General features: G+C 62.7%; 23 protein-coding genes. 4 read left to right on the plus strand and 19 right to left on the minus strand.

Annotation, left to right across the window (positions count from 1 at the left end):
- Positions 1–123: 123 nt before the first annotated feature.
- The 8 genes from DSC91_RS13960 to DSC91_RS13995 form a co-directional block, all read right to left on the minus strand.
- Positions 124–1032, minus strand: coding sequence for a peptidylprolyl isomerase (locus DSC91_RS13960; RefSeq protein ID WP_115779096.1), 909 nt, complete (start codon positions 1030–1032; stop codon positions 124–126).
- A 10-nt stretch (positions 1033–1042) separates the two neighbouring features.
- Positions 1043–2848, minus strand: coding sequence for a ShlB/FhaC/HecB family hemolysin secretion/activation protein (locus DSC91_RS13965; RefSeq protein ID WP_373291851.1), 1806 nt, complete (start codon positions 2846–2848; stop codon positions 1043–1045).
- 56 nt (positions 2849–2904) lie between these two features.
- Positions 2905–5094: a two-partner secretion domain-containing protein gene (locus DSC91_RS13970; RefSeq protein WP_115779101.1), complete on the minus strand. Its 2190-nt coding sequence runs from the start codon at positions 5092–5094 to the stop codon at positions 2905–2907.
- Between the two features lie 270 nt (positions 5095–5364).
- Complete coding sequence (locus DSC91_RS13975; RefSeq protein ID WP_175172062.1) at positions 5365–6318, minus strand: 3-hydroxyacyl-CoA dehydrogenase family protein; 954 nt, start codon at positions 6316–6318, stop codon at positions 5365–5367.
- A gap of 109 nt (positions 6319–6427) precedes the next feature.
- Entirely contained in the window at positions 6428–6739 is a 312-nt protein-coding gene (locus DSC91_RS13980) for a hypothetical protein (protein ID WP_115779103.1), read from the minus strand.
- A 435-nt stretch (positions 6740–7174) separates the two neighbouring features.
- On the minus strand, positions 7175–7333 hold the full coding sequence (locus tag DSC91_RS37860) for a hypothetical protein (protein ID WP_167470499.1): 159 nt from the start codon (positions 7331–7333) through the stop codon (positions 7175–7177).
- A gap of 191 nt (positions 7334–7524) precedes the next feature.
- Complete coding sequence (locus DSC91_RS13985) at positions 7525–7833, minus strand: hypothetical protein (RefSeq protein ID WP_115779105.1); 309 nt, start codon at positions 7831–7833, stop codon at positions 7525–7527.
- A 396-nt stretch (positions 7834–8229) separates the two neighbouring features.
- Positions 8230–9690 carry a hypothetical protein gene (locus DSC91_RS13995; protein WP_115779109.1) on the minus strand — a complete coding sequence of 487 codons (1461 nt, stop codon included), beginning with the start codon at positions 9688–9690 and terminating at the stop codon, positions 8230–8232.
- A gap of 205 nt (positions 9691–9895) precedes the next feature.
- Between DSC91_RS13995 and DSC91_RS37480 the strand changes: the two genes are divergently transcribed.
- Positions 9896–10132, plus strand: a complete 237-nt coding sequence (locus DSC91_RS37480; protein WP_162831394.1) for a hypothetical protein — start codon at positions 9896–9898, stop codon at positions 10130–10132.
- Positions 10133–10376: 244 nt separating this feature from the next.
- Complete coding sequence (locus DSC91_RS14005) at positions 10377–11486, plus strand: AGE family epimerase/isomerase (protein ID WP_115779111.1); 1110 nt, start codon at positions 10377–10379, stop codon at positions 11484–11486.
- A gap of 54 nt (positions 11487–11540) precedes the next feature.
- Here DSC91_RS14005 and DSC91_RS14010 read toward each other — a convergent pair whose 3' ends face one another.
- On the minus strand, positions 11541–11771 hold the full coding sequence (locus DSC91_RS14010; RefSeq protein WP_244218015.1) for a hypothetical protein: 231 nt from the start codon (positions 11769–11771) through the stop codon (positions 11541–11543).
- A gap of 263 nt (positions 11772–12034) precedes the next feature.
- On the opposite strand from DSC91_RS14010, the gene DSC91_RS14015 reads away from it, so the two are divergent.
- On the plus strand, positions 12035–12238 hold the full coding sequence (locus DSC91_RS14015; protein WP_007178724.1) for a cold-shock protein: 204 nt from the start codon (positions 12035–12037) through the stop codon (positions 12236–12238).
- 112 nt (positions 12239–12350) lie between these two features.
- On the opposite strand, the gene DSC91_RS14020 is transcribed toward DSC91_RS14015, so the two are convergent.
- The gene (locus DSC91_RS14020) at positions 12351–13973 is read right to left on the minus strand and encodes a methyl-accepting chemotaxis protein (RefSeq protein WP_115779115.1); all 1623 of its coding nucleotides are present in this window, start codon (positions 13971–13973) and stop codon (positions 12351–12353) included.
- A 267-nt stretch (positions 13974–14240) separates the two neighbouring features.
- Here DSC91_RS14020 and DSC91_RS14025 point away from each other — a divergent pair, with 267 nt between their 5' ends.
- Positions 14241–14675 (plus strand): PaaI family thioesterase, encoded by a 435-nt coding sequence (locus DSC91_RS14025; protein WP_115779117.1) that lies wholly within the window; start codon positions 14241–14243, stop codon positions 14673–14675.
- Positions 14676–14753: 78 nt separating this feature from the next.
- On the opposite strand, the gene DSC91_RS14030 is transcribed toward DSC91_RS14025, so the two are convergent.
- The 9 genes from DSC91_RS14030 to DSC91_RS14070 form a co-directional block, all read right to left on the minus strand.
- The gene (locus DSC91_RS14030; RefSeq protein ID WP_115779119.1) at positions 14754–15602 is read right to left on the minus strand and encodes an ureidoglycolate lyase; all 849 of its coding nucleotides are present in this window, start codon (positions 15600–15602) and stop codon (positions 14754–14756) included.
- Between the two features lie 72 nt (positions 15603–15674).
- On the minus strand, positions 15675–16418 hold the full coding sequence (locus DSC91_RS14035; RefSeq protein WP_115779121.1) for an SDR family oxidoreductase: 744 nt from the start codon (positions 16416–16418) through the stop codon (positions 15675–15677).
- Between the two features lie 55 nt (positions 16419–16473).
- On the minus strand, positions 16474–17304 hold the full coding sequence (locus DSC91_RS14040) for an amidohydrolase family protein (protein ID WP_115779123.1): 831 nt from the start codon (positions 17302–17304) through the stop codon (positions 16474–16476).
- Between the two features lie 7 nt (positions 17305–17311).
- Positions 17312–18352, minus strand: coding sequence for an aldo/keto reductase (locus DSC91_RS14045; RefSeq protein WP_115779125.1), 1041 nt, complete (start codon positions 18350–18352; stop codon positions 17312–17314).
- 202 nt (positions 18353–18554) lie between these two features.
- The gene (locus DSC91_RS14050) at positions 18555–19868 is read right to left on the minus strand and encodes a UxaA family hydrolase (protein ID WP_115779127.1); all 1314 of its coding nucleotides are present in this window, start codon (positions 19866–19868) and stop codon (positions 18555–18557) included.
- A 42-nt stretch (positions 19869–19910) separates the two neighbouring features.
- A complete protein-coding gene (locus tag DSC91_RS14055) occupies positions 19911–20273 on the minus strand; it encodes a UxaA family hydrolase (RefSeq protein ID WP_229758214.1) in 363 nt (120 codons plus the stop codon).
- A gap of 25 nt (positions 20274–20298) precedes the next feature.
- Positions 20299–21354 carry an ABC transporter permease gene (locus DSC91_RS14060; RefSeq protein ID WP_115779131.1) on the minus strand — a complete coding sequence of 352 codons (1056 nt, stop codon included), beginning with the start codon at positions 21352–21354 and terminating at the stop codon, positions 20299–20301.
- Positions 21344–22864 carry a sugar ABC transporter ATP-binding protein gene (locus tag DSC91_RS14065; RefSeq protein WP_115779133.1) on the minus strand — a complete coding sequence of 507 codons (1521 nt, stop codon included), beginning with the start codon at positions 22862–22864 and terminating at the stop codon, positions 21344–21346. Before DSC91_RS14065 ends, DSC91_RS14060 begins: the two co-directional genes overlap by 11 nt.
- On the minus strand, positions 22861–23910 hold the full coding sequence (locus DSC91_RS14070) for a sugar ABC transporter substrate-binding protein (RefSeq protein ID WP_162831395.1): 1050 nt from the start codon (positions 23908–23910) through the stop codon (positions 22861–22863). The genes DSC91_RS14065 and DSC91_RS14070 overlap by 4 nt, the downstream gene beginning before the upstream one ends.
- Between the last annotated feature and the right edge of the window lie 99 nt (positions 23911–24009).

The raw sequence follows: 24009 nt of genomic DNA on the forward strand, positions 1-24009 counted from the left end.
CTCGTCTTTTTTGGTTCTTCTTGTACTTCCGGCACTTCTTCTTCGCCGTTCCGGGCGACCGACCCGAAACGGCGTTGCAGCGGTTTCATCCCGTCCGCTGCGCCTCTTTAAACGCGAGACTTTTTACTGCTGCTGAATGCGTGCGTTCTTCATCAGATCGACCACGACCTGTGCCGTGGCTTTCTCCAGCGCGACCTGTTCGAGCTGCTTGCGCAGCGCATCCTTGATCAGGTCGTATTGGGGAATCTGCGTCGGACGCTTTTCGTCGACGCGCAAAATCCAGTACGCGTCGCCGACTTGCACCGGCGTGCTCGACACGCCCCCTTGCGGCAACTTGACGAGCGCTTCGGCGAGCGGCTGCGGCCAGTTCTGCGTGTTACCCGGCTGGATCGGTGTCTTGAACGAAATCCAGTTCATCGCGCCGCCTTGCGCCGCGGCTGGGCCCTGGCTGTATTGCTTCGCGAGCTGCGCGAAGTCGGTGCCTTTCTTCAGTTGCGTGAGCACCGTCTGCGCGGTGTCGGCATCTTTCACGGCGATCGCGCTCGGCCTGTACTCGTTGTCACCGAGCGTCGCGACGATGGCGTCGTATTTCGCCTTCACATCGGTATCCGTCACAGGTTCGGGCTTAACCTGATCGCGCAGGTACGCAGCGGTCATCGCGGCGGTCTTCGCCTGCTCGACAGCGGCCACCACTTGCGGACGCGATTCGTAGTGCTGCTTTTCGGCTGCCTGGCGGAACAGTTCACGCGCGATCAGCTGGTTCTTTACCGACGCGCGCAGCGCAGGCGTATCCGGCGCGTTCAGTGCGTGCACGGCCTGGTCGAGTTGGTCCTGCGTAATCACGACGTTGTTGACGCGCGCCACGCCGTTGGCGGGCAGCGGACCACCGACGGCATCCGCTGCCTTGTCGGCCGAAGACTGTGCCGTGGGCTTGTTGGCCGCATGCGCTGCGGGCAGCAAACCGGCGGCAAGACCGAGTGTGGCGATCAACGTGGCGTTGCGAATCCTGACTGCGATCGGACGATGTTTCATATGAACCTCTTCAGAGTGACCAGTTGAGTGTGGCGAGCAGCACGGTGGCTTTTTTTCCAAGTGCGGCGGGTTGGAGCAAGGCCTGACCGAGCAGCACCTCGCTAGTGACGATTTGTGTTTTGTAGCGCCATTGCGCACGTGCGCCGATGCCGGTGCCCATGAGCGTCGGCCAGCCACCCTGCGCGACCAGATGCGATTTGCCGCCGTCGAGAAAGACGTAGGGTTCGAGATGCGCGTCGTGCCAGACCGGCACGTTCTGCCATGCGGCCTCGTTGCGCAGATAGAAGCCGCTGTCGCCGGCGATGCCGCCTTCAGTAAAGCCGCGCACGGAATCCATGCCGCCGAGGAAGATCTGCTCGTTGCCGAACATTGCGACGCGGCTGTACTGGCCGCGCAACGTGCCGCGATAGGTCCATTGCGCGCCCGCCAGCGTGCCGAGCGCGACCTGCAGCGTGGCGGTTGCATCGAGCTTGGTGAACTGGCTGTGTGCGTCGACTTCGTCGATATCGGGGGCGTCGTGGCTCGCGGAGAGCCACGGCAAACCTTGCGACACGCCGACGTCCCATGTCGCGGCCGCGGCCTGATCGTGCGCGACGAAGCGACGCAAACCATTCAGACCGACGCGCAACACCGTGAGGTCTTGCGGCGCCAGATCGATGCCGTTCAGATTGCGCTCCGTGCGCATTTTGGTGAGCGTCACGTCGACGCTGGTACGTCCGGTGCGCGAGCGCGCCAGCACGTCGTTCCAGCCGAGAATCTGGCTGAATGTGCGGCCCTGGAGCAGTGCGACGTCGCTGATGGTCTGCTGGTATTCGGACAGCGACGTCGTATAGCTGAAGGTCTGATAGCCGTACGGCGCCGCCGCGGAAAACACCACCGCGTTGCTGTCCTGCGTGCCGACGTAGTTGAACGACAGCGATTCCTGCAAACCGATCAGGTTGTCCGCTTCGACGCCGGCGCGATAGCGCAGCCGGCCGGTTTGCGAGCTGCCGTAGTTGTCGATGCCGAGGTCGTAGAAAACACGGTCGCCGTAGTGGTTGGTGATCGCCACCACCGAATCGCCTGGCGTCTCGCCCGGCATGATCTGGATCTCGGCCTGATTGCGGCGCAGCCGGTTGATCTGGTCGACGCCCTGTTCGAGATCGGGCAGGCGCAGCACGTCGCCTGTGCTGTCGCCGAAGGCCCACGCGGTGCCTGCGTCGGTCAACAGGCCGCCGCCGTGCGTCGTGTACCACGGCTCGTTCGGATCGCGCGGACGCAGTGGCTTGCCGTTCAGCGTGAAGGCCGACACTTTGCCGTCGACGATGTTGATCTTCAGCGTGCCGGAGGCGAGATTCTGCGCACCGAGATACGCACGCGTCGTGATGTAGCTGCGTGCGATGAACGCTTCGGTCACGCGGCGCAGCAGCAGGTTGATGCGGTTGCGGCCGAGTTGCCTGCCGATGAACGGCGCAGCAATGCGCTGCAATTCGCTCGCACCGAGCGCGGTGTCGCCTATGAAATCGATGTGGTCGATCTTGAACAGCGGTTCGACGTCCGGCAGCGTTGCGATATCCGCGCCTTCGGGCAGATTGACCACCGCCGGCTGCGGCACCTCGATCTGTGGGGGTTCCTGCTGGATTTCGTCGCGCCGCTGGCGGTCGCGTTGCTCCTGCAGGAGCCGTTGCGCCGGGTCCTGTTCGGCCCGCACGGGCGCGCCAAAAGGCACACCGCCCAATGGCGCCGCGTTCGGCAAACCGGGTGGCGTTTGCGCGAACCCACGCGCCGCTGCCGCGCCGGCGAGTATCGCCAGCGTGCAGCGCGCGAGCCGGGGCATGCCGCGCTTCATGGTCCGGTTCGTGGTCCGCTTGATGGCGCGCTTCATGGCCTGTTTCATAGCCCGAACCACGACACGAGGCCGAGATGGTTGTGATTGCCAATCGTGACCGGCGCACGATACGGCGCGCCAATCGTGTTCACTCCGCCTGCAGCTTTGATGCCGCCAGGCGCGTTGAACGCGCCACCTTCAATATCCGCCTCGCCGGTCAGTTCGACCTGGCCGCTGCCGCCGATGAACAGGCCACCCGTATCGGCCGCGAAAATCGCCGACCACGCGTTGCCGAACCACGCTTTGAGGTCGTGCGTACGGTTGATCGCGGTGTAGCCAAGTACCGCCTGTGCGAGGGTTCTGGGCGAGTCGAGTTTGAGCGTGCCTTCCGCCGACACGAGACCGCCCGTGTTGGTGATCTGCGTGCCGGCCTTCAGGGTGATGTCATTGTTCGCCTGGATCACGCCGCCGTAGCCCTGCACGTTGCTCGACGAACTCGAACTGCAAAAGAAGAAACACGTTTGATGAAACGACGCCTGGCCAGTGAAGATGGCCTGCGTCAGCAACTGGTCGCGTGCGGTGATCGAAATCGAGCCGCCAACGGTCGGGCTTTTCGGATCGATCTGCGCGAGAATCGTGCCTCCGATGTTGTGAACGTTCTGCGCGGCAATGGTCACGTTGCCGGCGGCGGCGCTCAGGTAGGAGAGCTTGTCCGGATCGGCGAGCGTGCCGTAGTCGACGTCGAAGCCGTCGTCGCGATGTTCGACAAAAATCAGGCGCCGGCCGCGGTCCGAATAGCTGACCGGCGCGCCGCCGTTCACGCCGCTCGAATGATCGACGATGTTGTCGACGTCGCCGCCCGCGGTGATCGTCAGGTTCTGGTTCGACAGAATGCGCGCGTTCTGATTCGTCACCGCGCCGCCGGCCGTCACGGACACATCGCCGTTCGCACCGTACACGACGCCGAGCAGGCTCGTGGGTATCGACTGGTTCAGTACGTTGCCGGTGGCGTTCAGCGTGACCGCGCCGAGCGACGCCGCATCGAGCGTGTTCTTTTGCTGGCCCTGTATCAGCGAGCCGATGTTGGTGATATCGCCGGTGCTGGTCAGCACCACGCCACTGGTCGTCGAAGCGATCACCGCTTGCGCCGTGGCATCCTGCGCCAACGCGATGCCCGCGCCGCTCACGTCGATGCCGGCGTTGGCGAGCAGGCTGCTGCCCGTCAGACTCACGGCTCCACTCGCGTTCAACGTCGTCGAACCGCTGTTCGCCTTCAGCTTCGTATCCGACAACGTCACGCTGTCCTGCACCTGCAGATCGAGATTGTTCTGCGCCATCAGCGAAGTATTGGAGAACTGCACCGACCCGTTCGACGACAGCGTGAAATCGCCTAGCGACGCGTTCATCGGCCCGGCGCTGCGCACACCCGGGCCTTTGTCTGTGACGATCAACTGCACGCGGCCGCTCGTCAGGCTGCCTGCGGCGGTAATGTCGATGGCGAATGAGCTGGCCGTGGCCGCGCTGGCGGACGAACTCAGCGTGAGCCAGTCGTTGCTGTTGTCGTTCGGCGAAACCGCCGTGTTCAGCGTAACGTTGCTGTTGCCCGCTACCACGCGCACGTAGGCGGTCTGCGACGTGAAGCCGTTGGTGAGCGGCCCGTTGATCTGTACAGTCTTCGCGATCAGATCGAGCCCGATCAGCGCGCTTGCCAATCCCTGCGGCCCGACGACGATCGTGCCGGTGCTGGTGTCGAGCACGATGTCCCGTTCCGGAATCCCCGCCACCGGAATGGTGTCCTTGAAACTGACGTGTCCAGTGGTTAGCGCGACACGGCCCGTATTGACGAATGAACCGCCATTGACCGTAATGCCGTTCGGATTGGCCAATACCACGTTCGCACGCGAGCCGACAACGTTGATAGGCCCGCTGATAATGCTGGGATTGGTGCTGGTTACCTGATTGACAATCGTTCTGGCATTAATACCGACGTTATTCAGTGATGCGCCGGCTGCGTCAACATTGAAACTGCTATACGTGTTGTTCGAAACGCCTGCGAACGTCGGCGCGATATTGACTGTCTGATGGCCATTCGCCGCAGTTGAAACTGTCGTTGCAGTTCCGCCGTCAATAGCAATGCCCGCCGCACTCGCACCTAAAGGCGCGGCGACGAGCAACACAACGGTCAACTTGACTCGATTGCGATGCGGACGCGGTTTCCCACGGCCCGCACGCCTACCCCGTGCACTCCGAAACATTCTTATTTTCACGCAACTTTTCGTTGCGGGCTCGCTCGATCGGTTTGGTCTTTATCGCGCGGTTTTTATGGAACCGCGTCTTTCGTATGATCAATAACGGCGACGATCGAGCGTTCTTTAGGGTAATTCAGGAGTTTTTTATCGCCTGACATTACATTTTTATTATTTTAGAAAGGTATTTGAAATTATTTTGATTTCTATATTGTTCACTTCAAATGCCTGATTATTCGGATTGCATAATCCGGTTCACGCTACGTGCATGTAGCGCCATTAACCGCGACTAATCACCTGCTTGCGGCCTGCTTTGACTCGCGCCAAATGAGCGTCGTCCCATTCATGAAAACCAGCGCCGCTACGCACGCCCACACGCCCCGCGTCCACCTGCGCACGCAGCAGATCGAGCACGTCTTCGTCTTTAGCGAGCTGCGGCATCAGATGCGTGGAGATGTCGAGGAAGGTGTCCAGGCCGCCCATGTCCGCGCCCTCGAACGGCCCGACGATCCCCCACCGGCGCCCGAGCGACGCCTTCATGACCCGGTCGACCACATCAGGCGTCGCCGCGCCTGAACGCACGATGTTCAACGCCTCGCGCAATACCGCGAACTGCAACCGGTTGCCGACAAAACCGGGAATCGCCTTTGACAGCACCACCGGTTCCATGCCGATCGCGCTCATCAGTCCAGCGGTACGGTCGGTGATTTCCGGCGCGGTCGCGGTACCCGGCACCACTTCCACAAGCGGAATCATGTGCGGAGGATTCCAGAAATGCGCGATCAGAAAACGTTCCTTTGCGCGCAACGGAGCAGCCAGTCGGTCCGGCGGAAAGCCGCTGGTGTTGCTCGCGAGAATTGCATCGTCTGCCATCAACTCAGCCAGCAACGCATACAGGCGATGCTTCAGATCGAGCACCTCGGGGATCGCCTCGATCACGAATTGCGCCGACGCCATGACGTCGAGCTGCGCATGCGTTTCGATGCGCGCGAGCGTGGCCTGTTTGGCGACGTGGTCGATGCGGCCGGCGTCGATCAGTTCGTCGAGCACCGCTTCCGCCTTCGGCGCAACGCTCGCGAGGCGCGCTGGGTCGACGTCGTGAACGATCGTCCGATGCCCGTGCAGCGCGCTTTGCGTCGCGATGCCGACGCCCATCAATCCCGTGCCCACTACGCCTATGACTGCCTTGTCCACGCCGCTCTCCTGCTGCCGTCGATGAAAGCGGTCAAGCATAGCGCAGCGCGCCGCTTTCCAAGACCGAATGCAACAAAGCCGGTCTTCCGTGAGGAAGGACCGGCTTTGCTGACTTTACGCCGCGACATGCGGCGCCGTCATGCGCCTATTAGTAGCGCGGGGGCGGCGGGCGATGATCGTCGTCGTGGCCGCGATGATGCGGATCGTAGTCGTGCGGGTGATGGCGCATCCAGTCGTCATGCGCCCAATAGCGATGGCCGTCGTAGTAACGATCGCCATGCCAGCCGATGTTGATCGAGACGCCCACCGGCGTCATGTGCGGCTGACCGTAAACCGCCGGTCCCGGACCATTCTCGACAATCACCCGTTCCTGAGCGAAAACGCTGCCGGCTGCGAGCAACGCGCCGCCCGCCAGCAAGGTTGCAACAATCGAACGCGACGTCTTGTTAAAGGTTTTCATCGTGACCTCCCATGCAAAAGTTTTGTATCAAGCCAGCGCCCGTGTTCGGCCAACATCGAACCGCAAGTTTGGGTTCGGACCAGATGCCGTACGCTTGAAACCAACTTTAGCGGTGCCAATCGCATGAAGACGTGAGCACTTGTAAGCGCACATTTCATAGGAAGGGACTGATGAATGACCGCTGTTTCGACGTTCGCCGCCCGTCCACGGCGCATGCGTGGTGGATCAACTGAATCGTGCGACGGCGCCGTGTCAGCCGCCGTTACATTCATTTCGGCCCGGAAATATTCGGAAAAACTGGGAATTGGACGGTGACCGCACAAAAAACAAAAGCCACGGCACGCGTTTCGCGGGCGGTGGCTCCAATGCTGCGGGCGCACTCGACGTGCGCAGCCATGCGCGGTGGTCCGCGCTCAGGCCGTACAACTTTGCTCTTCAGTCGCTCAACTTGATGCCGAACAACGTGGATTGCGCTCTGCGCATGCGCTCTGCTTCGCGGCTACGGGCTGCGTACGAGTAGTCCGAATCCAGCGGCAGATGGGGCGACGCAAAGAGGTCGCTGACCTTTTGGAACAATGCAAAAATGAAGCTCATGGCGACTCCCGGTTGGTTACTGCATTTGCTAGGGTTTTCCCTTAAGAATGATTATAGGGTTTTCCCTAGGCAAAAGCTAGTGCGATGCAGCAATTTCTCGGGTGTGGTGTGTTGTCACAGGGTTTTATCGATGGTGCGTCGCACCATGACAACGTCCCTGTTTTCCATATTTCAGGGTCAAAAGCGTCCGCCTACTGGAGCGTGGTCGACTGCAACTTCCTGCTGCGCGTGGGTTTCGCACTCGTCACGTTTTTGCGAGGATTGACCACGGCGGCATCGACAGCGCCTTCTGCGTCGCTCTCCGCGCGCATCAGCGTCGCGCTGTTGACGGACACGATCAGTCCCGGCAAGGTCCGCGCGGGATTCTCTTGCGGCTTGACGGATGCGCCCGTCGCCGAAAACTCGATATTCAACGCCCAGTGCCCCTCGTGGATGCCCTGATCGCGCAGAAGCGCGGCGAGCAGTTCCTCGATGGAATATTTGTGTGTGCTGGTCGGCATGGTGGCTCCCGTCAGAAGATGCGCTGGCGTATCCGGTCCGGCTTCGCAACAGCAACGAGAGTGTAAAACGCCAGGCTTTGCTTGCGACGGAGCGGCGGCGGAGGGCGCCTTACGGTGCCTATCCGGGGGGAGCGGGAGCGAGGGGCAAGGGGCGGAGCCGGGAGCTGGGAGCTGGGAGCTGGGAGCTGGGAGCTGGGAGCTGGGAGCTGGGAGCTGGGAGCTGGGAGCTGGGAGCTGGGAGCTGGGAGCTGGGAGCTGGGAGCCGGGAAGCCGGGAAGCCGGGAAGCCGGGAAGCCGGGAGCCGGGAGCCGGGAGCCGGAAGTACGCGTCCGACCGTTTGCGTCGGCACAACAAGCCGCCGCGGCCGGCTAACGCCGGCGCGGCAGTCACGGAACATCAGTGCGTATTGGCCGTATTGGCCGCTTTCAGCTTGTGCGCGTGCTGTGCGCGCACACCGCGTTTGCCATGAGCAGGCGTGGCCGCGGCTGGCTGAGGCGCCACGGTTGCGGCCGCATCGGAAGCCGCATTAGCCGCCGCCGCGTTGGCCATCGCCATATGCGTGTCGAGCAAGCTGGCCATCGCGGCCTGCTGGTTCTGCATCATCTGTTCGATGCGGTGCTGCTGCGCGGTGGTTTCGCGCGTCAAGCGCATCAGGAGCACCGTTTGCGTGATACCGATCGCAACCGTCATGAGCAATGCGCCCACCACGATCGACAGCATCCACTTCATGCGACGGGAATGATCGGTTGCAGCGAGGCGTTGATCGGCGATCACGCCGTATAGCGCATCGACGGTATCGGCGAAGGCCGTCGCACGCGCGCGATCGAGTTCAGGCGCGGCCCGCAGCGCTGCCGTGGCCGCTTCGGCACGCTGTGCTTCCCGGAAGGACGGCGCAGAAAAAGCAGCGTTTGTGCGCGCGGTCGATGCCGATGCCGATGCTGGTGCTGGTGCTGGTGCCGCTTTTGGTGCTGCTGGTGCCGATGCCGACACAGATGCCGACGTGGGCGCAGATACAGACACATTGTCCGACGCCTTCGCAGCCGGCTTCCGTTCGGCAACCACCGCGCCGGAATCAACCCCAAACTCAGACTCGAACGAAGACGACGACACGCGCTCCGCTCCCGCGCTCACACTCGCCACTTCCGCGCCGGACGCGTCTCGCGACGCCGTCGCCGCCTCGGCCAAGGTCGCCGCAAAACGCTGCGGCGGCTCAGGCGGCCTGGCGCCGCCCGAGGTCGATGCAACCGCTGCATCTGTCATCGTGGCGCCCGGCTCGGCCGCCTGGCGCAGCACGGTCACACTGCGTGCCACTGTCGCCGCCGCCATCGCGGGCGTGAGCGGCGCGGCCGCGTCACGCGCCGATGCCGCCGGCTTCTCTTCGGCCAGCGCCTCTGCAGCCGCCTTCGCCTCTCCGAAAGCCAGCTCGCCGACAGGCGATGCCGTGACCTCCGCGGCTTCCGTCTCCAGACCAGTCAATTGCGCATTCACTGGCACCGGTTCTTCGGATTTCGCCACGCGCGGCGGTGCGCGACGCGCCGCCCTTGCCTCCAGCGACATGCCGTCGGCATCGATCGCGCCAACCGCGGCCAGCACGACATCGGGTAATTCGAAGCCATGCAAGGTGCCTTGCCGGATGTCGATGTTCATCGCTTCCAGCGTGGCGCGGGTGGGATCGTCGGGGAACAGGTCGAGCGTGCTGTCGTCGCGTGAGGCATCGCTCAGTTGCGCGAGACGTTGTGCCGAGCGCGCGGCGCGCGCCAGTTTGTTTTCAGTTTCGGTCGAGACGGTGGCCTGACGCCGCTTCTTCGAAGCGGCGCGCGAAGGCCGGGACTGCGTGGATGCTGCGGAATCTGCCATAGAGAAAAAAGCGGTCGTCGCCGGAAAGCGGGCGCCAAGCACCGCTCGTCAATGCCATTGGAATTTTTCGAGACCGCATTGTCGCATGGCCGCCCGCCCCTGCCGAAGCCATTCGCCGAGGTTTTTCCGTTTTTAAGACGAGGCCTCGTCTTGCCGGAACTGTTTGACGCGCGGAGCTCGTGGCCCCGAGTTCGTCGGGCAGCGAATGGACTGTCATGGCGCCGCGTTCGGCGATCGTCGTCAGCTGGCGCCGTTGCTTCGCGGCGATGAAGCGGCGCTCGAGCGGATTGATCCAGGCAAATATGCGTGCGCAACCCCGCAAGCCCATGAAAGCCGTTCGTGCCCGAAGCCGATCACGCCGCCGAACGCTGCGGCCAGCATCGGACAGGAAATGAGTTCGAGATTCCCAACATTGCTCTTCCTCTTTTCTGAAATTATTTGAAGCGTATTCCGCACCGGCGGCGGAGTGTCAGCGGCAGCCGTTTGCTTTATGCTTGGCCGCACACCGCCGCGCGGCTTGCTGGAACGGTCGTCATGCAACTGGCGAGCCGTCCTGCTGCAGACCAATCGGCACAATTGGCAGCCACGACCGTCGGTACGGCACAATCGCCAGCGGCGCGCGCCACGCCGTGGCGAGAGCCAAAGTCCGCCGGCGCTTCGAATGACCGCGTCTGACCAACCGAACTATGCAGAGCATGCCCCCTTTCACCGCTTCGACGATCACGCTTGCCGCCACACTGCGTGATCACTTCACTCGTGTCGTACTGCCGCTGTGGCGCGGGCCCGGTTTCAACCCCGCGCTGAAGCTGCCGTACGAAGCGATCAGCGCCGAAGGTCCCGAACCGCTGCCGGCGGAACGTTACCGGGCGATGGCGTGCGCGCGACAATTGTTCGTGTTCTCGCAAGCAGGCGACGCGACCCATGCCCACGTGCTGTTCGACTCGCTGGTGCACACTTTTCAGGACACACGCCACGGTGGCTGGTTCTATAGCGTGGATGCGCAGGGCGCGCCGCTCGACACGACCAAAGATTTGTACACGCATGCGTTCGTCGTATTCGCCTGCGCGGAATATGCCGGGCGTTCCGGCAATCGCGACGCACTGGAAGTCGTGCATCGCACGTCGGCACTGATCCAGTCGCACTTTGCGGCCGAAGCCGATCTGTTCAACGCTGCGCTCACCGCAGACTTTGCCGGCGTGACCGGCACGCCGATCCAGAATCCCTTGATGCACCTCACCGAAGCCTGGCTGGCCGCCCGTGACGTCACGCGCGACAGCGCCTTCGACGCCGCGTTGCGCCGTCTTGCCGGCGCCGTCGCGCGTCATTTCGTGCATGCGCCGACCGGCTGCGTCGCCGAATTGCCGATTGGCGCCGACGACAACCGTCTGGAACCGGGGCACCAGTTCGAATGGTTCTGGCTGGTCAAGCAGGCGGGCGCGTTGTTCGAAGCCTCAGGGCTCGACGAATCGCTGACACGCGCGTTCAGCTTCGCGCAGCAATATGGCGTGGACCCGCAAACAGGCGGCGTGTGCGCCTCGCTCGACGAAACCGGACGAATCAAGGACGCCACCCAGCGGATCTGGGCTCAAACCGAGTATCTGCGCGCACTGGCAAGCCATGACGACCCCGCTGCGCTCGCCGCGCTGCCGCGGCAAATCCAGCGCTTCCAGCAACGCTTCCTGCGTCCGCAAGGCTGGTTCGAATGCAAAACGGCCGCCGATGACGTGGCGCGTGCCGACATGCCGTCGACCACCCCCTATCACCTTGCGACCGCCTATGACGCACTGCCGGGCTAAGCGCCGGCCGCTGTCTTGCCGGGCATCGGCGTCAAAAGCCGACTGACCGGTCAATCAATATTCTTCGCGTTGCCAAGGTCCCCAATCGGCGTCGGCAGTTTTAAATCGCGTGTAGGTCGCGCTGTGTCCTGTGGGGGTGTCCGATGTGTCGCCGCACGGCTTTTTATCGGTGATGTGAAGGGCGAAAGCCTGATGCTCCGCGGTATCGACCGTGATGCGGCCGACCGGATCCGGGGCGCCCTCTTGAGGCGATTTCGACTCCAATATCGCGAGATAGGGGGTCAAACGACTCCAGAATGCAGTGAGTTCATCTTGCAAATAATGTGTCAATGTTTTTCCTGGAAGAGTAATACAAGCAGTTTACCCTACCGGCTGGACCCCCTTGGAAAATGGTTTCCGGACCTCAAAAGGGTCCAATCAGGGGAATACCCGAATACTTGTTGATTGGCGTCCATCATAAAGACGTGATACAACTCGTACTTCGCGCTCGATCTCGTGGTGAGAAATAGCGGTCGCGAATGCAACACACAACATTTACTGGATTAAAAATGGCAACAGGTACTGTGAAGTGGTTTAACGATGCAAAGGGCTTTGGCTTCATCACCCCGGACGACGGCGGCGAAGACCTGTTTGCACACTTTTCGGAAGTTCAAGGCAGCGGCTTCAAGTCCCTGCAGGAAAACCAGAAAGTGACGTTCGAAGTCAAGCAAGGCCCGAAGGGCAAGCAAGCTGCGAACATCCAGCCGGCCTAAGTACCTTCAGGTACGTTGAGGCACCCTTAGGCGCTCGCGCCTAAAGCAAAATGGCCCGCTTTGGCGGGCCATTTTCTATTGTGGGTGCCCTCTTTCTGGGCACGTGCGCGGTTCAGATCGCCCGCATCCCCGATAGCGCGAACGCCGCCGTGTGTCCGCGCAGGTCGTCAATTTGTTGCGTCCGCAACACAGTTTCAGAAATTTCGAACACGGAAACGGCGTCCTTCAATTGCTGCGTCTGCTGATGCAGCGAAGCCGCCGCTGCGGCGGCCTCCTCGACGAGCGCCGCGTTCTGCTGCGTCATCTCGTCCATCTGCACCACCGCCTGGTTGACCTGCTCGATGCCCGTGCTCTGCTCGAGCGACGACGCGCTGATTTCCGCCATCATCTGCGTGACCCGCGAGATCGACGCGGAAACGTTGCTCATCGCTTCACCGGCGTGCTCGACCAGCGTCGAGCCGCCCTGAATCTCGGCGACCGATTCGCTGATCAGCGTCTTGATTTCCTTCGCCGACTGCGCGCTGCGCTGGGCGAGACCGCGCACCTCGCCCGCCACCACGGCGAAGCCACGGCCCTGTTCGCCCGCGCGCGCGGCTTCGACGGCCGCGTTCAGCGCGAGGATATTGGTCTGGAACGCGATGCCGTCGATCACCGAAATGATCTCGGCGATCTTGTCCGAGCTTTGCGCGATGCCGCGCATCTTGTCGACCACCTCGTTGACGACTTCGCTGCCGCGCGAGGTCGCCTCGAGCGCGGTTTCGGCGAGTGCGTTGGCTTCACGGGCGTGATCGGCGTTCTGGCGCACCGTGGCCGTCAATTCCTCCATGCTCGACGCAGTTTCTTCGAGCGATGCCGCCTGGTTTTCCGTGCGTGCCGACAGATCGGCGTTACCGGTGGCGATTTCATCGGCGCCGAGGTGAATCGAATCAGCGGATTCGCGCACGGTTTGCACGGTGCGCGCCACACTCGCCTGCATTTTCGCGAGACCCGAGAACAGGCGGCCGATTTCATTGGTGCCGCGCGAGGCGATCGGCTGGTCGAGACGCCCTTGCGCGATGCGGTCGAAGTGACGGCCGGCTTCTTCCAGCGGCGCCACCACGCCCTTACGAAGCGTTGCGTACACACCGAATGTGCCCGCCACCAGTACCAGCAGGATCGCAATGCTGACGGCGCGGAACGTCGCCATGCGAGAGTCGATCGAATCGATCGAGGCACGGCTCGCCGCGTCGCCGAATTGCACGAAGTTGCGCGACTCGGCGAGATAGGCATCCTGAAAGCCTTGGGTCGGCTGATCGAGGAAGGCCTGGATGTTGTTCGCGTCGAGAAACTGCACCAGCTCCGCGAGCGCGTCATGCAGCTTTTTGTAGCGCTCGGCGAGCGCGGCAGCGCGGGTGCTGTTTTCGTCGCTGGTCTTCTGCGCGCTCATGAAAGCACCGAACGTCCGATCGGCCGCTGTCAACTGTTCGCGGGCGTGCTGCACGATGTCGGCTGGCTCGGCGCCGCCGCGCACCATGCGCGTACCGGCGCGCGACAGATTGATGCGCGCATCCATCAGACGCTGGGTCGTCTCGTTGACGGCGTCCACCTGCTTCAACGCGATATTCGACAGATCGCCCACGTCGTCATGCGTGCGCGTGAGCGACCAGAACCCCAAACCCACCGTGACGAGCTGGAAGACGCAGAACGCGGCCAGAACACACAACAGGCCGGATGCGACCTTGATCTTGCTGAACATCGTGAATACCTAACGCAAAGAATGACGGGAGCTACGTCGGGGTTAACGGCAGAACCACGCTTTGCTTGAGATCAATGTCGTCAAAGATCGTCTTATGCCCCCTTTTCATCGGCCAATTTCGCAATTCTTGTTATTTTGCGCAACAATGCCGCGCAGATATTTTGGATTCACCTTGACGCGGTGCGCCGGTGCTTCCTAGAGTGGGTAGGGACTGCACAACGCACGCCGGTGCAGATGCCACTGCGGGCCACGCCCGAAGGAATCACGATGACCGACATCCTCGACCGGGCGCGCGGCGCACTGCATGCCCAGCCGTTCAGCATGCTGCTGGGCACCGAACTGATGCACACCGGCACCAACGAACTGACGCTGAGTCTGCCGATCCGCGACGAGCTGCGGCAGCAGCATGGCTTCGTGCATGGCGGCGTCATCAGCTATCTCGCCGACAATGCGCTGACGTTCGCCGGCGCGCTGTCGCTGGGGCCGAAGGTCGTGACCGGCGAGTACAAGATCAACTATCTGCGGCCAGTGGTAAACGGCACGCTGATCGCGCGGGCGAAGGTCGTCTACGCGGGCCGCTACCAGGCGACCTGCCAGTGCAACGTGTATGTGATGGACGGGCAACGCGAGAAACTCGTCGCCGTTGCGCAAGGCACGATCAATCGCATCAGCGAGAACGGCGAGCACGAGCCGGCGGGTTGAAAAAGGCCGTTCCCGCATCATGCGGGAACGGCCTCTCCAATTCTCACATCAACGACGCTTTTCAACCGGGCGGGCGAATCACTCCGCCGCGTAAGTCTTCTGCGTCTGCTCGCCGAGACCTTCGATACCGAGACGTATGGTCTGGCCCGGCTTCAGGAATACGGGATTCGGCTTCACGCCCATGCCGACGCCCGGCGGCGTGCCGGTCGAAATCACGTCGCCCGGTTGCAGGCTCATGCACTGCGACACATACGACACCAGTTTCGCGACGCCGAACACCATCGTTTTCGTGCTGCCATTCTGATAGCGGTGGCCGTCCACTTCGAGCCACAGGCTCAGGTTCTGCGGATCGGCGACTTCGTCGCGCGTTACGACCCACGGGCCGATCGGGCCGAACGTATCGAAGCCCTTGCCCTTATCCCACGTGCCGCCGCGTTCGATCTGCCATTCGCGTTCCGACACGTCGTTGATCACGCAGTAGCCGGCGACATAGTCGAGCGCGTTGGCTTCGTCGATGTATTTCGCGGGCTTGCCGATCACCACGCCGAGTTCGACTTCCCAATCGGTCTTCTTCGAGCCGCGCGGAATTTCGACGTCGTCGTTCGGTCCGCTGATCGCGCTCGTCCACTTGTTGAAAATCACCGGTTCAGACGGCACCGGCAGATTCGATTCGGCGGCGTGGTCTGCGTAGTTCAGCCCGATGCAGATGAACTTGCCGATCTTGCCGACGCACGGCCCCAGGCGCGGATTGCCCTCGACCAGCGGCAGCGAAGCCGGATCGAGCGCGCGCAGCTTGGCGAGGCCTTCGTCGGTCAGCGCGGCACCGTCGATGTCGCCAAGCACCGCCGACAGATCGCGAATCTTGCCCTGCGCGTCGAGCAGGCCTGGCTTTTCCTGGCCTTTCGGCCCATAACGAAGCAGTTTCATCGTTGCACTTCCCTTTACGTTCAGTGATGTTCAGTGGTATTCGGTTCGTGTTTCAGCGTTGATCAAACCGCGTCAGTTCGACCAGCCGCCGTCGATCACATGCGCATGACCGGTGGTAAACGACGATTCGTCGGACGCGAGATACAGCGCCAACGCGGCGATCTCTTCCGGCTTGCCGATGCGGCCCATCGGCTGACGCGCGACAAAAGCCGCCTGCACGGCCTCGAGCGTCGCGCCTTGCGCCTTGGCCTGCTCGACGATCCGCTGTTCGAGCGACGGCGAAGCCACCGTGCCTGGGCAGATCGCGTTACAGCGTACACCACGCGTGATGAAGTCCGCAGCGACAGACTTGGTCAGTCCGATCACCGCGGCTTTCGACGCGCTGTAGGCAAAGCGGTTCGGCACGCCCTTCACGCTCGACGCCGCCGACGACATATTGATGATCGACCCGCCGCCCTTCTCCAGCATGGTGGGCAAAAACGCACGGATCATGCGGTACATCGCCTTCACGTTCAGGTCGAAGGCAAAATCCCAATCTTCTTCGCTGCACTCGAGAATCGAGCCGGCATGCACGAAGCCCGCGCAATTGAACAGCACGTCGATCGCGCCGAGTTCAGCCGCCAGCGCCTTGATCGCCGCGTTGTCGCGCACGTCGAGCTTGCGAGCCTCGACGGGCTTGCCCGCGAGTCCGTCGATGCGGATATCGGTGGCGATCACGCGCGCGCCTTCGCGGGCGAACAGTTCCGCGGTGGCGAGTCCGATACCTTGTCCTGCCGCGGTGATCAGGGCCGTCTTGCCGGCCAGTCTTTGTGTCATTTACGACTCCAGTTGAGTAGGCTTGCTCTTGTCTTCGCCAAGCGTGTTCGTCACATCAAAGTCGATAAAACGCAGCGGCGTTGCCGCCGAAAACCGCCTCACGCTCGGCGTCGTTCAAGGACGCGAGCAAGGTATTCGCCACGGAGTGCCACAGCAGATAGTCGCCGTTCAGATCGAGCACCGGCCAGTCGCTGCCCCACATCAAACGCGCGGGACCGAATGACTTCAGCAGATGGTCGACATAGGGATGAAGCGTTTCCTCGGTCCAGCCAGGCGACGCTTCCGTGACGAGTCCCGACAGCTTGCAATGCACTTGCGGCAACTTTGCGAGCCGCGTGACCGCGTCGGCCCATGTCTGCCAACCCGCGCGACCGTAGCGGATCGGCGGCTTGGCGCCGTGATCGACAACAATACGCAGCGCAGGAAAACGCGCCGCGAACGTTTCGAAATGCTCGACGTGCCGCGCGTAAATCAACGCGTCGAACGCGAGGTCGTGTGCGATTAGCGCTTCGATCGCGGGTGCGAGATCCGGGTTCGCAATCCAAGTATCGTCGGGCAGATCCTGCAACATCGGCCGCACGCCTTTGAACTTCGGCTCATGCGCCAGCGCTTCGATCACAGCCGGCGCCGTGGGCAGCAGCAACGGCACCCAGCCGACCACACCGGCGATCGAAGGTTCATGCCGCGCCATGTCCAGCAAGTAGCGCGTTTCATCGATAGTCGGCGCCGCCTGCACCACCACCGTCCGCTCGACACCCACCGTTTCGCGCAGCGGTTTGAGATCGGCGGGACCGAACGGCCGGTACAGGATTTTCAGTTCCGGCGTGAGCCACTCGTAATCGCCGCGAGCGGGGTCCCAATAGTGCTGGTGTGCGTCGATAAGCATTGTCAAATTAATCCTCTGGCGCGGGCGCGCGTCTGTCGAGCAAGCCTTCGTCACGCAACGCGGACCACAGGTCCGCGGGGATCGGCTGCTGGAACGACGCGGCGTTCTCACGCAATTCGTTGGCACTGCGCGCACCGGTCAACACGCTCGCGACCGCCGGATGCGCATACGGAAACTGCAAAGCCGCGGCGGCAAGCGGCACGCCATACACCTTGCACACCGCTTCCAGCCGCGCAACGCGCTCGACAACTTCGCGCGGCGCTTCGCCATAGTTGAATTTCAGATCGCCCTGGACGCCGCGCGCCAGAATGCCCGAGTTGAACGCGCCGCCTAACAGGATGCTGACGCCGCGTTGTTCACATGCTGGGAGCAGGTCGTCGAGCGTGGTCTGTTCGAGGAGCGTATAACGGCCTGCAAGCAACGCGCAATCGATATCGAATTCGGCCATCGCTTCGAGTATGACAGCGCCTTCATTGACGCCGAGCCCAACCGCTTTTATCGCGCCCGAAGAGCGCAGATCGTCGAGCGCCCGAAAGCCGCCGCCTTCGGTGAGTTGCCGCCAGTAATGGGAGTTCTGGTCGCCATGCGTCACGCGGCCAATATCGTGCACCAGCAAAATGTCGATATCGACGATGCCGAGACGCTGCTGGCTGTCTTCGAACGAACGCAGAATGCCGTCATGCGTATAGTCGTAGATCGCTTCGAATGGCAGCGGGTTTTGCCAGCTATCGTTTGGATCGCAGGGGGTGGTGCGCGGCACAAAACGGCGGCCCACTTTGGTGGACAACACATACTCGCCGCGCGGATAGCGGCGCAAGGCGTCGCCCAAACGATGCTCGGCCTTCGTGTAGCCGTAGAGCGGCGCGGTATCGAAGTAACGCACGCCGACATCCCACGCGGCGGCGATGGTCGCGTGCGCTTCTTCATCGGACAGATCGCTGTACAGGCCGCCCAGGGGCGCCGTACCGAGTCCGAGCCCGCTGACTTGTAATGCGCGGCGGCCGATACCGCGCCGCTGTTCGGTCTTCGAACCGGTCTTTGCCGTCATTGACTACGTCTCCTGTGTCGATCGGAGTTAGCGCTTTAGCGCTTATTCCGATCCCATGCACGGCTGTCGATCGGAGTTAGCGCTTTAGCGCTTATTCCGATCCCATTCGTGTTTTTACCACGCGGAAACGAGATTTGGCCGCCGCGTGACGGTCGCGTTACCGCGCGCCGAATCAATCACTGTTCGACAACTGATAGGCCACTCAGTGCCGCGCGATCGCAAAAGCCCGATGCGGCGGTGCAGCGTTCGACGGCAAACACGCCGGACCCACCGGTTCGAAAGTCTTGTATGTCAGGATGAACTCCTGATGACCGAGCGTTTCAGATTTCGACGCCGCACCGAGCGACACCGCCACCGTTTGCTCGAACACTTCACGGCCGACTTCGTCGAGCGTGCCACGGCCTTCGAGAATGCGGCCTGCATCGACGTCCATATCGCCGGCAAGATTGCGATACGTCGCGGGATTTGCGCACACCTTGATGACGGGCGAAATCGCCGAGCCGACCACCGATCCACGTCCGGTCGTGAACAGAATCACATGCGCGCCGCATGCGATCAGTTCGCCGATTTCCGCGTTGTCGCTGATGTTCGGAAAGCCGAAGCGCGGTTCGCCGTCAGGCACGACATCGAGCAGATAGAGGCCGCCAGTCGGTGGAACGTCGCCGGGTTTGATAATGCCGACAATCGGCGATGCGCCGCTTTTCGCGTACGCTCCTAGAGATTTCTCTTCCTGCGTGGTGAGGCCGCCGTCCGCATTGCCGACGGCAAAACTGCCATGCCCGAGGATCGAGTAGTAGCGCGCCGCCTTCGCAACGCACGCGACAATTTCATCCCCGAGTTCCGGCCTCGCGGCACGCGTTTTCATATGAAACTCGCAGCCCACCAGCTCGCCGGTTTCTTCGAAGATGCAGGTCGCACCCGCGTCGATCAGATGATCGAACGCACGGCCCACGGCCGGGTTCGCGGTGATGCCGCTGGTGCCGTCCGAGCCGCCGCAAATCGTGCCGATCACCAGTTCGCTCAACGCCATCGGCACTTTCTGCTGCGCGGCCAGTTGCTTGCGTGCGTCGCGAATCCAGTCGACGCCGTATTGAATCGTGCTACGTGTGCCGCCTTTCTCCTGGATCGTCAGGACTTCGACGGGACGGCCGCTCGCGCGCACGACGTCGACGAGGTAATGCTTGTTCATGCTCTCGCATCCGAGTGACACGAACAGCACCGCGCCTACGTTGGGATGCGTGGTGAGACGCTCGAGCATCTTTTCGGCGTAGCCATTCGGATAGCAACCGGGAAAGCCGATCAGATGCACGGGCGGCTCGCGCTCGGCTGAAGGATCGTCGAACGCGTCGAGCGGTTCGCGAAACTGCGTGACGATCTCGCGAGCGACGTGATGCGCGCACTCGACCAGATACGCCACCGCAACCACATTGCGGATGCCCTTGCGGCCATCCTTGCGCGGATAGCCCTGCAACACGGGCTGCCGCGCGGCGGCGGATGCTACTGAAGTGTCGGTCATGTTCATTCCAGCGCGGCGCGAGGCCACGTCATTGTGCTCAAATCAGTGATGGACAAACTCGTGGCCCGCGTCGTGCGTATAAGTGGGCAAATAATCGCTTTCGAGGTTGTGCGTATGCAGATGCGCACCGCGCGCCACCGCCTCGGTCACGTGCCCGATCACCGCGCCATAACGCAACACCTTGTCGTCTTTGGCAAGTTCATGGCGCGCCACCTTGTGACCGAGGTCGATCGTTTTGGTGAGCGTCACGCGCTCGCCCTCGATCTCGACTTGCGTGCCCGCATCGAGACGCGCCGCCGCGATCAGGCAGTTATCCGCCGGACTGAGCAGAATCAGGCGCGGGTCGGTTTTCGATGTTTGGGGCGTCTGCGGCGTTTCGGGCGTTTGCAAAGGGTGGCTGGTCAAGTGCGTTCTCCGTGATGCGTGTGCATTAGTTCTGGCCCTCGCCGCTGGCGAGCCGTGCCACCATCAGCGAGCCGAGGATGATTGCGCCATAGATCGCCTGAATCCAGAACGACGGCACCTGGGCCAGCGTCAGCAGGTTCTGCACGACACCCAGCAGCAAGACGCCGGTGAGCGCACCGAGCATCGAGCCTTTGCCGCCGTCGAGCGAAATGCCGCCGATCACCGCCGCCGCGAACACCGTAAAGATCATGCCGTTACCCTGGTTCGCGTTGATCGCGCCGACGTACCCGGTGACGATCAAACCGCCCACCGAGGCCAGCATGCTGCCGAGCACGAACACGCCCCACGTAATGCGCTCGACGCGAATCCCCGCCGCGCGGGCCGCTTCCGGATTGCCGCCGATCGCGTACAGCGCGCGTCCCAAACGGTGATAGCGCAGCACGAACGCAGCGATCGCGAATGCGGCCGCCGCGAGCCACACCGACAACGGCAAACCGAGCACGATGGTGGTGGCGAGCGAGAAGAACGACGGCGGCATATCGAACAGCGTGCCGCCTTTGGTCGCGCCGACCAGCATGCCGCGCAACACGATCAGCATCGCCAGCGTGACAATGAATGCGTTCAGCCGCAGACGCACCACGAGGAACCCGTTGACGAAGCCGATCACCGCGCCGACCGCAAGGATGGCCAGCAGACCCGCCGCCGCCGGCCATTGCATCCCGAAGCCCGCGGATGCAGCCGGCATCACCAGCATCGCGCCGACAGCGGGCGCAATACCCACCGTCGATTCGAGCGACAGATCGAACTTGCCGGTCAATACAATCAGCGATTCGGCAAGCACGACCAACGCCAGGGCCGCGGACGCACCCAGCACGCTGATCAGATTCGCCTTCGTCAGAAAGCTTGGGCTGACAAACGCGCCGATCACGAGCAACAACGCAAGCGCGGGCAGCAATGCCAGTTCGCGCAGCCGGGCGAGTTCGCCGCGAGCACGTTTGCCGCGCGTCGCGACCACGGCGTGCGGTGGCTGCACTTGACCTTGCGGGGTGCCGAATGCAGGGCTGGGCACACTATTCTTCATGGAGACTGACTCCTTCAACGGATGCGATCAGGTCGTGGTCCTGCCAACCCGCGGGAAATTCGGCCGCGACACGGCCACGGAACATGACCAGCACGCGGTCACAGGTGCGCAGATCGTCGAGTTCGCCGGACACGACCAGCACGGCTTTACCGTCTTCGCGCACGCGATCCACGACTGACAGCAACGCTTCTTTCGATTTCACATCGACGCCTGCCGTAGGGTCGATCAGTACGAGCACGTTGGGATCGGTGGCGAGCGCGCGCGCCATGACCACCTTCTGCTGATTGCCGCCCGATAGCCCTGACACGATGTGCTCGGGGCCTTGCGCGACGATGCCGAGCGCGTCGATCATCTTCTGACCGAAAGCGTTTTTCTTCGCCGGCGGCGCGATGCCGAATTTGCCGAGCAGACGCGCGATCGTCATCGAGGCGTTTTCGGCAACCGATTGCGTCAGCACCAGCCCTTCGTGATGGCGATCCTTCGGCACGCAGCCAATGCCGTGCGCCAAGGCGGCGGGGACATCACCCGGCGGCAGCGTTGCGCCGCCGACGCTGATCGAGCCGCGCCTGGCCGCGCGCAAACCGGCAATCGCTTCGGCCACGCTCGTGCGGCCGCTGCTCGTTGCACCGGTCAGGCCGACGACTTCGCCGCGCCTCACCGTGAACGACACACCTTCGTAATCGGCGCCGGCCAGATCTTCCACTTCCAGCGCAACGGCCGTGTCCGCCGGCAACGCGTCGCGCGCCGCCGCATCGGCAACAGCCAGGCCGCCGCGCTCGCCGGTCATCGCTTCGATCAATTGCTCGCGCGGCAACGCGGAGACCGGCGCGCTGACGATATGCCGCGCGTCGCGCAGCACCGTCACGGCCTGGCAGATTTCGTAGACTTCCTGCAGATGATGAGAAATAAAGAGGAACGTCACGCCTTCGCGCTGCAACTCGGTGATGCGGCGGAACAGGCGCTTGATTTCGTCGCCGTCGAGCTGCGCGGTCGGTTCGTCGAGGATGATGAAGCGCGCGCCGTACGACAGCGCCCGCGCAATCTCCACGAGTTGCCGTGCTTCCACGCTCAGATCGCCGGCGCGCGCATCTTCGCGCACGTCGATCTTCCAGTGATCGAGCAACGCACGCGCGTCGCGACGCATCGCGCGCCAATCGATTACGCCCCCGCGCGACGGTTGCCGGTTGATAAACAGATTCTCCGCGACGGAGAGATCGCGGATGATCGTCGAATGCTGATAGACGCAGGCGACGCGCTCGCGCCACGCATCGCGATCCGCGATCGACGGCGCGGCCACGCCGCCGAAACGCACCTCGCCGGTGTCGGGCTTGCGCAGGCCGGTGAGGATCGACACCAGCGTCGATTTGCCCGCCCCGTTGCGCCCGACGAGCGCATGCGACTCGCCGGACATCACGCGGATGCTCACGTCTTTCAGCGCGGCCGTGGAGCCGAAGCGTTTGGTGACCTCAATCGCTTCGACGACCGGCACGGAAGGCGTCGGCTCGCTCATTTGACCGTATTGCCCCACAACGCTTTGTCGTCGACATTCGACTTCGTGACGAGCGGCGCGGGCAATTGATCTTCGAGAATGCCCGGCGCCAACTGAACGATGTTGCTGCCGTGATCCGTCGGGCCCGGCTTGAAGGTCTGTCCGGCCAACGTCGCCTTGATATAGAAAAGACCGTATTTCGCGTAGGAATCGGCAGGCTGCGACACGGTGGCGTCGATATCGCCGCGACGGATGGCCTCGAACTCCTGCGGAATGCCATCGTTACTGACAATCACGACGTGCTTCGCATCGCCGGCCGGAAACAGCATCTGCTTGCGGCGCAACGTTTGCAGCGTGGGCGATAGATAGACGCCGCCTGCCTGCATGTAGATTGCCTTCACGTCGGGATTCGCGGTGAGCAGGCTGTCGAGCGCGGTCGCCGCGACGTCACCCTTCCAGCTTGCCGGAATTTCCAGCAGCGACAGAGCCGGAAAGCCCTTCAGACACGAGCGGAACGCTTCGGACCGATCGCGTCCATTGACCGACGCCAGGTCGCCCATGATCTGCACGACCTTGCCCGACTTCACATGCTCGCCGATGTACTTGCACGCTTTCTCGCCGTACGCGCGATTGTCGGCGCGCACCACCATCGCCACCTTGCCTTGCGTCGGCGCGACGTCGACGGCAACCACCGGCACGTTCTTCGCCGATGCCGCATCGAGCGCGCGACTGATCGCCGCCGAATCCAGCGGACCGACCACGATGCCTTTCGCACCGAGGTTCAGCAGGTTGTTCATGTCGGTGATCTGCTGTGCCGGATCGCCATTCGAATTGACCGGCGCGAGGATATCGATGCCCATGTCCTTCGCGTACTTGGGCAGATAGTTGTTGTACGACTGCCAGAACGGCGACGTGAGAAGCGGTAGACCCAGGCCGACCTTGCCTGCGTCAGCGGCATGCGCCGCACCACTGACCGCGAGGCCGGCGATGCACGCAGCCGATGCAACGGCGAACAACGAACTCTGCAAAAAACGGCGAGCCGGGTACGGCCCTTTGGCGAACGACATGGTTGTCTCCTGTGTCGGTCCGGAATTGACGCTTTAGCTGACGCGCTTACTCCGGCCCCATGCAAGGTAGTGCGTTATGGGAACTGCGTGAACCCGCCA

This window comes from Paraburkholderia caffeinilytica (assembly GCF_003368325.1).
Lineage (GTDB): Bacteria > Pseudomonadota > Gammaproteobacteria > Burkholderiales > Burkholderiaceae > Paraburkholderia > Paraburkholderia caffeinilytica.

What these genes read in the sequence shown, in the direction of transcription:
- DSC91_RS14045 (WP_115779125.1), bottom strand. Translation starts at nt 18,352, where the DNA reads ATGACGGCAAAGACCGGTTCGAAGACCGAACAGCGGCGCGGTATCGGC.
- DSC91_RS14065 (WP_115779133.1), bottom strand. Translation starts at nt 22,864, where the DNA reads ATGAGCGAGCCGACGCCTTCCGTGCCGGTCGTCGAAGCGATTGAGGTC.
- DSC91_RS13960 (WP_115779096.1), bottom strand. Translation starts at nt 1,032, where the DNA reads ATGAAACATCGTCCGATCGCAGTCAGGATTCGCAACGCCACGTTGATC.
- DSC91_RS14025 (WP_115779117.1), top strand. Translation starts at nt 14,241, where the DNA reads ATGACCGACATCCTCGACCGGGCGCGCGGCGCACTGCATGCCCAGCCG.
- DSC91_RS14035 (WP_115779121.1), bottom strand. Translation starts at nt 16,418, where the DNA reads ATGACACAAAGACTGGCCGGCAAGACGGCCCTGATCACCGCGGCAGGA.
- DSC91_RS13970 (WP_115779101.1), bottom strand. Translation starts at nt 5,094, where the DNA reads ATGTTTCGGAGTGCACGGGGTAGGCGTGCGGGCCGTGGGAAACCGCGT.
- DSC91_RS14050 (WP_115779127.1), bottom strand. Translation starts at nt 19,868, where the DNA reads ATGACCGACACTTCAGTAGCATCCGCCGCCGCGCGGCAGCCCGTGTTG.
- DSC91_RS14015 (WP_007178724.1), top strand. Translation starts at nt 12,035, where the DNA reads ATGGCAACAGGTACTGTGAAGTGGTTTAACGATGCAAAGGGCTTTGGC.
- DSC91_RS37480 (WP_162831394.1), top strand. Translation starts at nt 9,896, where the DNA reads ATGGACTGTCATGGCGCCGCGTTCGGCGATCGTCGTCAGCTGGCGCCG.
- DSC91_RS37860 (WP_167470499.1), bottom strand. Translation starts at nt 7,333, where the DNA reads ATGAGCTTCATTTTTGCATTGTTCCAAAAGGTCAGCGACCTCTTTGCG.
- DSC91_RS14040 (WP_115779123.1), bottom strand. Translation starts at nt 17,304, where the DNA reads ATGCTTATCGACGCACACCAGCACTATTGGGACCCCGCTCGCGGCGAT.
- DSC91_RS13980 (WP_115779103.1), bottom strand. Translation starts at nt 6,739, where the DNA reads ATGAAAACCTTTAACAAGACGTCGCGTTCGATTGTTGCAACCTTGCTG.
- DSC91_RS13985 (WP_115779105.1), bottom strand. Translation starts at nt 7,833, where the DNA reads ATGCCGACCAGCACACACAAATATTCCATCGAGGAACTGCTCGCCGCG.
- DSC91_RS13975 (WP_175172062.1), bottom strand. Translation starts at nt 6,318, where the DNA reads ATGCTTGACCGCTTTCATCGACGGCAGCAGGAGAGCGGCGTGGACAAG.
- DSC91_RS14070 (WP_162831395.1), bottom strand. Translation starts at nt 23,910, where the DNA reads ATGTCGTTCGCCAAAGGGCCGTACCCGGCTCGCCGTTTTTTGCAGAGT.
- DSC91_RS14030 (WP_115779119.1), bottom strand. Translation starts at nt 15,602, where the DNA reads ATGAAACTGCTTCGTTATGGGCCGAAAGGCCAGGAAAAGCCAGGCCTG.
- DSC91_RS13965 (WP_373291851.1), bottom strand. Translation starts at nt 2,848, where the DNA reads ATGCCCCGGCTCGCGCGCTGCACGCTGGCGATACTCGCCGGCGCGGCA.
- DSC91_RS14020 (WP_115779115.1), bottom strand. Translation starts at nt 13,973, where the DNA reads ATGTTCAGCAAGATCAAGGTCGCATCCGGCCTGTTGTGTGTTCTGGCC.
- DSC91_RS14060 (WP_115779131.1), bottom strand. Translation starts at nt 21,354, where the DNA reads ATGAAGAATAGTGTGCCCAGCCCTGCATTCGGCACCCCGCAAGGTCAA.
- DSC91_RS14005 (WP_115779111.1), top strand. Translation starts at nt 10,377, where the DNA reads ATGCAGAGCATGCCCCCTTTCACCGCTTCGACGATCACGCTTGCCGCC.
- DSC91_RS13995 (WP_115779109.1), bottom strand. Translation starts at nt 9,690, where the DNA reads ATGGCAGATTCCGCAGCATCCACGCAGTCCCGGCCTTCGCGCGCCGCT.